General features: G+C 57.7%; 10 protein-coding genes. 7 read left to right on the top strand and 3 right to left on the bottom strand.

The features are described from left to right. Positions 1-4: 4 nt before the first annotated feature. The 5 genes from ACT4OC_RS08625 to ACT4OC_RS08605 all read left to right on the top strand — a co-directional run bounded on the left by ACT4OC_RS08625 (position 5) and on the right by ACT4OC_RS08605 (position 4,237). Complete coding sequence (locus ACT4OC_RS08625) at positions 5-619, top strand: TetR/AcrR family transcriptional regulator (protein WP_444838554.1); 615 nt, start codon at positions 5-7, stop codon at positions 617-619. Between the two features lie 36 nt (positions 620-655). Continuing rightward, a complete protein-coding gene (locus ACT4OC_RS08620; RefSeq protein ID WP_444838553.1) occupies positions 656-802 on the top strand; it encodes a hypothetical protein in 147 nt (48 codons plus the stop codon). A gap of 566 nt (positions 803-1,368) precedes the next feature. Further along, a complete protein-coding gene (dctP, locus tag ACT4OC_RS08615) occupies positions 1,369-2,337 on the top strand; it encodes a TRAP transporter substrate-binding protein DctP (protein WP_444838552.1) in 969 nt (322 codons plus the stop codon). Between the two features lie 33 nt (positions 2,338-2,370). Next, entirely contained in the window at positions 2,371-2,925 is a 555-nt protein-coding gene (locus tag ACT4OC_RS08610) for a TRAP transporter small permease (RefSeq protein WP_444838551.1), read from the top strand. Position 2,926: 1 nt separating this feature from the next. Next, positions 2,927-4,237 (top strand): TRAP transporter large permease, encoded by a 1,311-nt coding sequence (locus ACT4OC_RS08605; RefSeq protein ID WP_444838550.1) that lies wholly within the window; start codon positions 2,927-2,929, stop codon positions 4,235-4,237. A gap of 211 nt (positions 4,238-4,448) precedes the next feature. On the opposite strand, the gene ACT4OC_RS08600 is transcribed toward ACT4OC_RS08605, so the two are convergent. Together ACT4OC_RS08600 and ACT4OC_RS08595 are read right to left on the bottom strand one after the other, a co-directional pair. Next, complete coding sequence (locus tag ACT4OC_RS08600; RefSeq protein ID WP_444838549.1) at positions 4,449-6,698, bottom strand: molybdopterin cofactor-binding domain-containing protein; 2,250 nt, start codon at positions 6,696-6,698, stop codon at positions 4,449-4,451. A 1-nt stretch (position 6,699) separates the two neighbouring features. Then, a complete protein-coding gene (locus ACT4OC_RS08595; protein WP_444838548.1) occupies positions 6,700-7,158 on the bottom strand; it encodes a (2Fe-2S)-binding protein in 459 nt (152 codons plus the stop codon). A 230-nt stretch (positions 7,159-7,388) separates the two neighbouring features. Here ACT4OC_RS08595 and ACT4OC_RS08590 point away from each other — a divergent pair, with 230 nt between their 5' ends. Both ACT4OC_RS08590 and ACT4OC_RS08585 read left to right on the top strand, forming a co-directional pair. After that, a complete protein-coding gene (locus ACT4OC_RS08590) occupies positions 7,389-8,729 on the top strand; it encodes an SCP2 sterol-binding domain-containing protein (protein ID WP_444838547.1) in 1,341 nt (446 codons plus the stop codon). Between the two features lie 333 nt (positions 8,730-9,062). Beyond that, a complete protein-coding gene (locus ACT4OC_RS08585; RefSeq protein WP_444838546.1) occupies positions 9,063-10,133 on the top strand; it encodes a LysR family transcriptional regulator in 1,071 nt (356 codons plus the stop codon). Positions 10,134-10,723: 590 nt separating this feature from the next. Here the strand turns inward: ACT4OC_RS08585 and ACT4OC_RS08580 are convergent. Then, positions 10,724-11,821: an NADH:flavin oxidoreductase gene (locus ACT4OC_RS08580; protein ID WP_444838545.1), complete on the bottom strand. Its 1,098-nt coding sequence runs from the start codon at positions 11,819-11,821 to the stop codon at positions 10,724-10,726. Positions 11,822-11,966 lie beyond the last annotated feature (145 nt).

Raw genomic sequence — 11,966 nt, 5'->3', positions numbered from 1 at the left:
ATCTATGAATCGTCCGGTCCGAACGGGAACTGATTCCGACGAGGCGCGTGCGCGCATCCTGGAGGTGGCGGAGGAGCACTTTCGCCGCATCGGTTACCACAAGACGTCGGTGGCCGACATCGCCTCCGAACTCGGCATGAGCCCGGCGAATGTCTACCGTTTCTTTCCCTCGAGAGATGCGATCAACGAGTCGATCTGCGGGCGGGTTTTGAACGAGGTTGCTGACATTGCCTTCGCGATCGCACGCACGAACGCGTCCGCCATGGATAAGCTCGACCGGCTCCTGACCGCTGTTCACCGCCACAACAAGACGAAGCTGGTCAAGGAAAAGCACATGCACGACCTGATTGTCGTCGCCATGCAGGAGAACTGGACGATCATCAGGGCGCACGTCGAACGGATGGTGGCGAACTTCGAGGCGATCATACGCGAGGGCATCGAAGCGGGCGAGTTCGAGGTCGAAGATGCCGCGAAAGCCGCGCGAGCTGTTAAATCCGCCTTCACGCCGTTCTTCCATCCGATTCTGATCGAGCACTGCGTTCGACGCGGCGAAGATACCGAAGCAGACCTGCGCGACCAGATTCGCTTTATCTTGAAAGCTCTCGGCAAGTCTGACTAGGGAGTGGGTTCACAGAATAGTCGGGCAGAGACGGTCTTGCCGAAGTGGAACGGCTTGCCGTGTTTCACGGATTTTGCAGTCGACGGGATGGCAATGGTGTTGCAATGGCTAACTAGTCCGGTGCTTTGGACGCTGATCGCGTTGATCATGTCCGGCCTCGGGATCTATCGCGAGCTGCTTTGACTCTGACTCTTGCCCGGACAGGGGCCCGATCCGGCGGCGGCAATTGAACGTCGCCAACGTTTGAGCGCGGAACCACGCTCCTATGTTGCGTTCAGAGATCAACTGCGAAACGTCGACGCCGCCTGCGCGACGGGCGCGCCTACCTGATGGGCGGCCAGTTCACCACGGCTGACATTCTCTTGACCACCTGCCTGACCTGGGCGATCGACCATGGCGTAGGAATCTGCGAGAGCGCGGAGCCATATTTGGCGCGGACGACGGCACGAGAGGCCTACCTTGCCGGCGAGGAGGCAAATCTGCCGAAGGCACCGCCTGCTGATTGCCAATCCAAAACATGAGAACGATGCAGTCGGGACCGCGTGTTGTAGAAATGGGCCGGCGACATTCCTCCACCAGGCACGAGGTCAGAAGCACACCGCCGCTCAACTGCCAGCATCGTAGGTGACATTTTAGAATGTTGCTGAGGACGATAGAAGCGGCGCAAACCAGCACAAAACAGGGATCTTCATTGTTGACAAGTTCAAAAATAGAACTCAAGATCGCGTAAAGAAACTGGGGAGGAGATGATGAAATTCCGCAGAACCGCAATGCTGGTCGCGGCGTTGATCGCCGCATTGTCCACTCCGGCGCTTGCGTCGCAAAAGATCGTCTTGACCGCTGCCAGCGGCTTTCCGCGCGGCCATCTGTTCTCGCAGAACTTCGAGCGCTTCGTCGAAGAGGTGAATAAGAGGGGCAATGGCACGCTTGAGATCGATTACAAAGGCGGTGCGCCGACGATCGGAAGTCCATTCACGCTGGGTCAACGCGTCCAGCGTGGGCAGTTCGACATGATGTCGAGCACAGGACCCTACTACGAGTCGACTGTTCCCGAGGCGCTCGCGCTGATCCTTACTGAACGTAGCATCACAGAACTGCGGGCTAATGGTGCGATTGATGTGGTCCAGAAGATCCATGCCGACAAGGGACTGTTCTTCCTCGGCAGGACGCTCGAGGGCACGACTTTTCACCTCTATCTGCGCAAGCCGATCGAGAAATCGAACCTGACTGGCTATCGGATCCGGGTTGCGCCGCATTACCAGGCATTCTTTGGATCGCTTGGCGCCACGACTCTGCGTTCCGATCTCTCGGAGATCTACACGTTCATGGAGAACGGCTCTATCGACGGCTTCGGCTGGCCGCTGATCGGCTTCCTTCCAGATTGGTTGAGGGTCACAAAGTATCGCGTTGAGCCCGGCTTCTATGACGGCGACATCCAGACCATCATCAATCTGGAGAGCTGGAACAGGCTCTCGCCGGCGCACAAGAAGCTGCTTCAGGAGACTATGCTCGAGTTCGAGGCGCGTCTTCCCGATGAAGTCAAATCCATAAACGCCGCCGCAGCAAAGGCCCAGGCAGAAGCAAACATTCAACCTCTCAAGCTCGATGCAGCAGAAGCAAAAAAGTTCACCAGCGCGGCGGTCGAAACGGCCTGGAAGGCGGTGATCGATCGTAGTCCAGAGCGTGGGCCGCAGCTCCGCAAGCTGTTCTCGAAGTAGCGGCGCTTCGACATGTACAGTGGAGAGCCGGCGTTGCCGGAAAGTATGAAGCGGGGAAACCCTGCGGTTCAACGTGGTGTTCAAAGCCTCGTTGGCGCGTACGATTCACTGATCAGTAGCCTCGGTGCGCTGGTAGCGCTGGGTCTGTTACTCATGCCGCTGTTGATTGCGGTCGACGTGCTGCTGCGGGCCACCAACATCGGCAGCATCAAATGGAGCGTCGATATCTGCGAATATATCCTGTTTATCTCCACGTATCTCGGCGCGCCATGGCTGCTTCGTCTGGGCCTTCACGTTAGGGTGGACATTGTAGTGCAGTCGCTGCCAAAGCGCTTCGCGCGGCGCTTCGAGCAGTTCCTGGACCTGAGCGGCGTGATCGTTTGCTGCATCATGACCTATTACGGCGGCCTCGCTGCGATTGACGCTTACCGACTAGGCTTGAAGCAATACAAGTCAATCACCGTCGCGGATTGGCCGTTCCACGTCGTCTTCACATTTTCCATGGCGCTGCTCGTCCTCGAGTTTGTCCGACGGTTGCCGAGGCCGGAGGAAGCGATCGAGACCAAAGACGTCATCGTTGGAGTGTAGAATGGAGTGGTATATCGCCCTGTCGATTCTCATGGGAGGCGTTTGTGTGCTGCTCTTCCTCGGTCTCCCGGTTGCGCTGGCGTTTCTTGCCGTCAATGTCGCCGGCGCGATCATCTTTCTTGGTGGTGCAAAGGCGCTGATTTCCTTCCCCTCGGAATGCCTTGAGGCGGTCGCAAAATTCAATCTCACGCCGATCCCGCTGTTCATCCTGATGGGAGAGATGCTGTTCCATACCGGGGTCGCGTTTCGCGCGATCGATGCGGTGGACCGCCTGATCGTGCGCGTGCCGGGCAGACTCTCGGTTGTCTCCCTGTTCGGCGGAACGATCTTTGCAAGTCTTTCTGGTTCGACGATCGCGAGCACGGCGATGATTGGCAACACACTGTTGCCGCGGATGATGAAGGCCGGTTACGACAAGAAGATTTCGATGGGGCCGATCATGGCGGTTGGAGGCATCGACATGCTGATTCCGCCCTCTGCTCTCGCGGTGTTGCTCGCCAGCCTTGCCGAGAGGTCGGTTGCGGCGCTCTTGGTCGCCGGCATCGTCCCTGGCCTTGCCATGGCGGCGATCTTCATCGGCTACGTGGTGGTGCGCTGCTATCTCAATCCCGCTCTCGCCCCTGCGGGGGACATCGACGTCCGAAGGAAGGCAGAATGGCTGCCAATGCTCGTATACGTCGTGCCTTTGCTCTCCATCTTTATTGTCGTGGTGGCGACCATGTTCTGGGGCATCGCATCGCCGACCGAAGCGGCCGCATTGGGCTGCGTTGCGACTGGCGCTGTCTGCGCGTGCTATCGAGCATTGACGCTCAGGAACCTGATGACGGCCGCAATCGAGACCGCGAAGATATCGGTGATGATCTTATTCATCATCGCTGGATCTCTGACCTTTGCGCAGCTGTTGGCGATCTCGGGCGGGACAAACGGTCTGCTGGTTCAGTTGAAGGACTTCGACCTATCTAACCTCGCGCTCGTTCTCGTGATGGTGGGAATCCTGCTCGTGCTGGGGTGCTTCATGGACCAGATCAGCATGATTCTGCTGACCCTGCCGTTCTTCATCCCGCTTGCGCTATCGCAACAGATCGATGTCACGTGGCTGCTTCTGCTGACACTGGTCGCAATGGAGCTCTCACTGCTGACGCCGCCGTTCGGGTTGTTGCTATTCGTCATGAAGGGCGTCGCGCCTTCGAACGTAACGTTGATGGATGTTTATGCAGCGGCGCTACCGTTCGTCGTGATGAAGCTTCTCATCCTCGCGCTGCTGATCGCATGGCCGGAGTTTGGACTGTGGTTGCCACGCAAGGTGCTTTAGCGCAAAGGCAGTGGAGACCCGCCGATCCAGCTGTGCAGCTTCATGGCGGCATGGGCATGACCGACGAGTCTCAATGAGGGACACTGTTCCAAGCGAATCTCTTCCATCAACATTCAGTTCGGCGAGTCGCCTAACGCAAGATTGGTGGTGACCATGACGGAGGTGTGCTCGTAAAGCTGGCTGACGAGGTAGAGAGAAGCGGATTGCTGGATTACGCGAACTTGACACCCTTGTTTAGGGGCAGTTCGCGGACACGCTTTCCAGTGAGAGCAAAGATGGCATTCGCAAGCGCTGGTGCCGCTGGCGGAACGGGGGGTTCGCCAATTCCGCGCACTTCACTCCCAAGCTGCAATCCCTTGACGATGATTTCTGGTGCCTGATGGAATCTCATTGCCTCGAACATGTGAAAGTTCGTCTGGACCGGCGCGAAGTTGTCGTAGGTCAGCTCACAATTCATCGCATGACCCAAGCCCCAGATGATGCCTCCCTGGATTTGCGCCTCAAAATTGATCGGATCGAGAACACGCCCCACCTCGCAAACGGCGTATACTTTGTCGATTCTGATGCCTTGAGCCGTATCGCTCACTTCAACGACTTGGGCCATCGGTACGCCAAACGATAACGTCAGGGCGACACCACGGGCGCGCTTGCTGTCGATTCGCGGTCCCTTCCATGCGGAGATATCTTGCAGGGTCTCCAGGACTGCCTTCGAGGTCTTATGATCGCATAGACGAATAAGTTCCGACATCGGATCAGCGCCGGCGGCATGGATCAGTTCGTCCAGGAAGGAGGCGTGATGAAACCCATTCGCCGAGGCTCCAACCGATCTCCACGGGCTGACCGGCACCATTTCCTTCGCCCGGTAACCTGTCACCCGGTAGTTCGGTATTGCGAAAGGTTGGTCCCAAACGCCATTGACACTAGTAGTATCGGGACCGGGAGGAACGGGCGCCTGCAGACGGTTAAACCAAGAGGCCCCCATTGATTGGCCAGCGATATCGATGCTCATGCTCTCGACCTTGCCATCGCGAACTGTTCCCTTTGCGCGCGAGAGCTGGATCGGGCGCGGATAGTCGTGCGCCATGTTCTCCTCTCGGCTCCAAGTCATTTTGACCGGAACGCCTTCCATCGCAATCGCAAGCTCGATGGCCTGCAACGCGTAGGTGTCGTCGAGTCGCGCTCCGAAGCTGCCGCCGATTGGCTGAGCGTGAACATAAACCTTGTCTTCCGGCAGTTGGGTCAGCTTCGCGGCATGCACCTGGAGGAATAGCGGGATCTGCGTTCCCGTCCATATGTCGAGCCGTTCCTTCGTATAGAGTACCACCGCATTCATGGGCTCGAGCGGCGCGTGAGCTAGATATGGCGTTCGATACTCTGCCTCAATCGGTTTGGGTGCGGCGGCCAATGCCTTCTCGACGTCTCCGTCGTTGCGAAGTCGGCTGTCCTGCATGTCTTTGGAGAACGAATTCTCCAATACCTTCCACATTCCAGCCGAGTTGGCCGGGTAGGGAGGATCGTTCCATTCGATCTTGATTGCGGCCGCGGCCTGAAAGGCTCTCCACGTGTTATCGGCAATGACGCCCACACCGTCTTTGACCGGGACGATCTTTTTCACGCCCCTCATCTTTTCCGCGGTAGAGGCATCATATCGTTTGATCGTGCCTCCCATACCGGGATTGGCCCGCACGGTGGCATACACCATTCGGTCCAGACGAATATCAATCCCATACTGCTGTGTACCGGTAGACTTCGCAACGATATCGATCCGGCGCATGCTCTTGCCAATGTAGCGCCACTCATGTTCTGGTCGGAGCGTGACATCGGTAATGGGTGCAAGCTGCGCTGCCTCAACGGCTAGTTCCGCGTAAGTAACGGACTTGCCATCGGGCAGGATGACCTGGCCATCCTTGGTTTTCAGTTCTGATCGGGACACTCCCGACCTTCGGGCGGCCGCCTCCTTCAAAGTCTCGCGCGCAACAGCCCCCGCCATGCGAAGTTTATGATAACCATCGGGTACAGTGGAGGAACCACCAGTGATCTGCATACCCAGCACACGGCTCAACACTTCGCCGCCACCACGCGCACCCCGTGCCAAGAAGCCATCATCGATTGTAGAAAAGGGCAGGCTGTCGTCCATGATCCGGCTGTTGAAGTATGCCGGACTGGGCGGACCAGGATCGATGCGAACTTTATGAGGATCCACATCGAGCTCTTCAGCAATCAGATGTGCTTGGATGGAATAGGAGCCTTGGCCTTTATCGGCTCGCGGAGCAATAAGCGTGACGCCCTTCGCATCGATGCGAACATAGGGCGTGATCGCGGCTTCACCCGGCTGGAGGTGTTTGAGCAACGGATTGAGAGGATCCTTGCGCAAGCTATAATAGCCGAACGCGACGCCTCCGGCGATCGCCGCGGATCCAATCAGAAACGTGCGTCGTGCAATTTTTCCAAGCCGAGCCACGTTATTTCCCCTTCGTCATCTGGGCTGCAGTTTTGACGGCGCTATGGATGCGAGGATAAGTTCCGCATCGGCAAAGATTCCCGCCCATGGCGTCGGCAATATCGGACTCAGACGGATCGGGGGTTTTCGACAGGAGGGCTGCCGCAGTCATCATTTGGCCGGACTGACAATAGCCGCACTGCGCAACTTGGTGCTCGATCCAAGCCTGCTGAATCACGTGTGGGTTTGCCGGCGTTCCGAGGCCCTCGATCGTCGTAACGTTGCCGCGAACCTCGCCAGCACTGATCGAGCAGGAGCGGACCGCCTTGCCGTCCACGTGCACGGTGCATGCGCCGCAGAGGCCGGCGCCGCAGCCATACTTCGGTCCCGTAATGCCGAGTTCATCTCGAAGCACCCAAAGAAGCGGAATGGCCGGTTCGATGTCCAAGTCGTGCCGCTTGCCATTGACGGTCAATTGCATTGCGAGTGCTCCAGCGATTGAGAGAACGACGATTGGCGCCCATCCGCTCTTCAGGAGCTCCCAACACCTTGGCAGGAGGTCCTGCGGACAATTTGCGGTCATTCCTATGAGTTGTTCCTCGTCCATTACCAGACTTGACTAGTTTTTTGCAAGTGACTAAGTTTTGTTTGGATATCTTGATTTGATCGAGATCGGGGCCGATTTGCACCTGCTGATGAGGGAGTTGGTGTGTGGCCGATTTGGCGAGTCATCCAACCGTTGTATCGCATCGAGCTGAAGCAAAGGCGTCTCCGCCGCCCACATTGGATGCCGATCTGCTTAGATCATTGTGTTTGGAAGCGGGGGCAGATGACGTAGGTTTCGTCGAGGTCGATCGGGAAGATCTCGCGGCGCACCGTGCAGATATCGTCGGTGTGTTCCCCCGCGCGAAATCCATCATAAGTATTGTGTGTCGGATGAATCGCGAGAACATCCGAACTCCGATGCGCTCCATCGCAAATATCGAATTTCACCACGTCGTGCACAATACAGACGGCGTGGTTCGAGAGGTCGTTAGAAGACTGGAAGACGTTGGCGTTCGAGCGATAAATGCAGCTGCCGTCGGCTTTCCGATGGAAATGGACCGGTTCGGCGCAGGCAAGCAGTGGCTGGTATCGCATAAGCCCATTGCCGAAGCGGCCGGCCTTGGTCGGATGGGCATTCATCGCAACGTCATCCATCCAAAGTTCGGCAATTTTATTCTTCTCGGGACAGTCTTGTTGGACACGGAGATCAGTGCTTATTCGCGACCACTCGACTTCAGCCCTTGTCTGGAATGCAAGCTCTGCGTTTCCGCCTGTCCCACTGGTGCGATCGCTCCGGATGGGCATTTTGATTTCGCGGCCTGCTACACGCACAACTATCGTGAATTCTCAGGCGGTTTCACCGATTGGGTAGATGCGATCGCCGACAGTCCGAGTTCGCGTGCCTATCGGGATAGAGTCACGCCGGCAGAGACGGCCTCAATGTGGCAAAGCCTTTCCTTCGGGGCGAACTACAAAGCCGCTTACTGTATTGCGGTGTGTCCGGCTGGTGAAGATGTGATCGGTCCGTATCTTGCCGACCGTAAGCAATACATGGAAGAGATAGCCAGACCGCTAACCGAAAAGGCTGAGACCGTCTATGTTGTCGCCGGATCTGACGCTGAGGCCTACGTGCCCCGCCGCTTCCCGCACAAGCCAATCAAGCGCGTTCACAACGGACTTTCGAATCTACGTTCGATTTTTGCCTTTCTGAGATCGCTTACGTTGGTCTTTCAACGGGGGCGTTCTGCCGGCCTCAATGCCGCGTTTCATTTCACGTTTGTGGGTCGCGAACCCGCGGAAGTCACCGTCGAGATCAGGAACAAGACGATCAAGGTTACCAATGGCCGTCACGGTGCGGCAGATTTCACTATGACAGCCGATAGTGACGCGTGGTTGAGCTTTGTCCGCAAAGAGGTGAAGCTGCCTTGGCTACTGCTGCGCAGGAGACTTCGCTTCCGCGGTTCACCGAGATTGCTGCAGGCCTTTGGCCGGTGCTTTCCGTCTTGATCCTTCTGAACGAGGACGAACGGCGCATGAAGCCGTACAGATCTGATGCCCGAGCGTCTAAGCGTGGCGGGGTAGCGTCCCTGGTCGCCAGTGTATCCTATTCCGTGAAAGCACCGCAGACGGATGATCAATGCACTGCTTTACGAATCAAGATGGTCGTCGAGACAAACGTTTTGCCTTGACGTTGTGCATGATGATCATCATTCTCATTGATGAAGAATGAGGATCGAGTCAGAAAGCGCGCCGAACTCGGGGCACTCCGGCAACTGTTCAGTCATCAACGTTGCCCGTGCGGAATGTAGCAGATGCGCGCTGAATGTCCTGGAGGCGGCGATGGCGGTTGAGGTTCTGACGCAATCTTCCGGAGGCGACAGGGACGCTTGCCGGACCGTCGAGTCGACTATCGAAGCTTCAAGCGTTCAGGTCCAGATGTCGTCGCCGAGAGCAAGAGGACGAGCTGCGGAAGTAAACTGGGATCTCTTTCGACTTTTCGTTTCCGTCGCCAAGATCGGCAGTCTCAATCGGGCGGCTCGCGAAATTGGTATGAGCCAGCCGACGCTCGGTCGGCGATTGAAGGAGCTGGAACGCTACATCGGAGCTCCGCTGTTCTTTCGAGTGTCTTCCGGTGTCAAGCTCACACAGGAAGGCGAACAACTCCGTCAGTCGGCGGCTGACATGGTACGTTCGTTCGAGTTGTTTCAGCGCGACCTGTCATCGCGCGTCGGGGACAGATCCTACTCCATCAAGATCTCTGCTACGGAAGGCCTGACCAAGCATTGGTTGTTGCCTCGCGTCAAAAAGCTGCGTGCGCTAGACGACCAGATCCGGCTCGAGATAAGCTCAACGGTTCTGCAGCAGAATCTTGCCGCAAGCGACCTCGATTTCGTTCTCAGGATGGGACATCCGGGCGACAACGAGCTGATTGGGCGGCGGGTGGCGACGGTTGCATTCGGCTTGTTCGCATCCGAGGCCTATCTGGCTGAGCATCCCACGCCACGGTCTGTTGCGGATCTCGACAAGCACGAGATTATCGGGAGTCCGGTAGACTTTGCCGACCTTCGCAGCGAACGTGCCGGACAAATGGTTCTCCTCACGCGCTTCAAGGCTGCCGCGGATGCCCGCGGCGCATTGAGAGTAATGCCGATCGCGAATCATTTCTCCGCCGCTGCCGCGGGACTGGGGTTGGCATTCCTGGCGGTCCCGTTCGCTCTAGCAGAGGGTTTGGTGCGTGTTCTTCCTCACGAATCGTCGTCAATGGATCTTTGGCTGTTGCGCCGACGCGAGAGCGATCTACGCAAGCTGACACGGCAGGTCCGTCGGTGCCTCGAAACAGAGTTTGCGGAGTCTCGTGCGTGGTTTCTGGGACAACAAGGGCCTCGAAGGCGTTTGCAGCGCAGTGCGTGACGGCGTTAAGCTGGCTTTAACACGGGCGCGCAGGATTGTCCGCGACCAGCAGAATTCGCTGCGGGTTTGAGGGCAATCAGTTCCTTTGCGAGGACCCGATGGATGAACATAGCGCCGGTTATGCGCGGAGAGATCGGCGCATCTCCGCGTAGTCGAGGAATGACCTCGCGCGCCCAGCAGATCTTTCGATGCTTCCTCATCCCTCATTACGCGGGGGGTCGTGGCACCAACGATCGTGCACATCACCGTCTCCAGTAAGTGTAGCGATGGCGGCGAGGAATTCTTCGAGATGCGCCGTCGTGATGAGGATCAATTACGACTTTGACAAAATTCGCTTCGTGACGCCGGTGCGTTCGGGAAGCCGCGTACGGGCAAGGTTCAAGCTGGTGGAGGTTACCGCCCGCGGCGGAAAGGAGTCCATGACAAAGTCGGAGGTCGTCGAGATCGAGGGCACCGACAAGTCTGACTTGGTCGGGGGGTGGCTTGGCGTGTCGCATTTCGCGGAGCCTGTCGGCGTCTAATGTTTCGATGGCCTCCAGGTAATGTGAGACCTGGCGCATTTGCTTGAGCTGGATTTCAAGGCTTCCAGATCAAAGCATTGCCATTGATGCTGGAGAAAACGCCGACAATTCGGCGAATTGCCGGTCGCGGACTTTCGATGTCCAGTACGGATCGGCGATCAGCGCCCGGCCCACCGCGACAAGATCGAACTCGCCACGTCCAAGGCGGGATTCAAGATCGTGCAGCTCGCCGACTTCGGCGCTCTTGCCCTTGTAGGACTCGATAAAGTCGGCACCTTCGAGGCCAACGGATCCAACGGTGATCGACGGTTTGCCGGTAAGCTTTTTGCTCCACCCGGAGAGATTGAGATTGGAACCGGAGAACTCGGGCTCCCAAAATCGTCGCGTTGAACCGTGGAATATATCGACGCCGGCGTCGACCAGCGGAGTCAAGACAGCGGCGAGCTCGTCAGGCGTGTTCGCAAGTCGAGCGCCATAGTCCTGTTGTTTCCACTGGGAGAAACGGTGAATGATGACGAAGTCCGGTCCGACTCGCGTTCGAATTGCCTTGATGATCTCAGCGGCGAACCGGGTTCGCTGCACCAGGTTGCCTCCGTAAACATCATTTCGTTTGTTGGTCTGCGCCCAAAAGAACTGGTCCACCAGATATCCATGCGCCCCGTGCAACTCGACAGCGTCGAAGCCGATCTCTTTCGCAACCAGTGCAGCTCGTGCAAATGCATCGATCGTGTCGGCGATATCCGAATCGGTCATCGGTTCGGCGACTTGCTTCCCAGAACCCGATAGTCCCGAGGGCCCGTCCGATCTGCCGTCTGGCCGGGGACCGGTGCCTGGCTTGCGCACCATGCCCCGATGCCAGATCTGTGGCGCGATTCTCGCGCCCGCGGCATGGACGGCGGCGACGACCTTACGCCAGCCATCGATGCTTCGGGGTGAGTACAGATTCGGGATATTGGAATCGTTTGAGCTGCCGGCCCGGTCGATGGTCGTGCCTTCGGTAATGATCAGCCCGACCCCGCCTTCCGCTCGCCGGCGGTAGTATGCGGCTACATCTTCTCCGGGCGTCTCGTCGGGACTCTTGGAGCGGGTCATGGGCGCCATGACCACTCGATTCCGAATTTCAAGCGATTTCAGCTTGAAAGGCTCGAACAGCGGACTGGTCGTCATGATGCGCCTCTGCGGTAGGTGTTGGGGTTTGCGGCGCTGCCGCCGGCTGCTGGCGCCGGGAGAGTAAACGACCAGCCTGTCACCGCGAAATTCATTCCTGAATAAGCTAGGCACAAGAATGTTGTAGCCGGCGTCGGGCACAAAT

The sequence above is a fragment of the Bradyrhizobium sp. genome (assembly GCF_052389815.1).
GTDB lineage: Bacteria > Pseudomonadota > Alphaproteobacteria > Rhizobiales > Xanthobacteraceae > Bradyrhizobium.
The sequence above is the reverse complement of the archived record's forward strand: the minus strand, read 5'-3'. Positions and strand labels throughout refer to the sequence as shown.

Excerpts from the sequence above, each read along its gene's own strand:
- ACT4OC_RS08625 (WP_444838554.1), top strand. The coding sequence starts at position 5 with ATGAATCGTCCGGTCCGAACGGGAACTGATTCCGACGAGGCGCGTGCG.
- dctP (WP_444838552.1), top strand. The coding sequence starts at position 1,369 with ATGAAATTCCGCAGAACCGCAATGCTGGTCGCGGCGTTGATCGCCGCA.
- ACT4OC_RS08605 (WP_444838550.1), top strand. The coding sequence starts at position 2,927 with ATGGAGTGGTATATCGCCCTGTCGATTCTCATGGGAGGCGTTTGTGTG.
- ACT4OC_RS08595 (WP_444838548.1), bottom strand. The coding sequence starts at position 7,158 with ATGCAATTGACCGTCAATGGCAAGCGGCACGACTTGGACATCGAACCG.
- ACT4OC_RS08585 (WP_444838546.1), top strand. The coding sequence starts at position 9,063 with ATGGCGGTTGAGGTTCTGACGCAATCTTCCGGAGGCGACAGGGACGCT.
- ACT4OC_RS08580 (WP_444838545.1), bottom strand. The coding sequence starts at position 11,821 with ATGACGACCAGTCCGCTGTTCGAGCCTTTCAAGCTGAAATCGCTTGAA.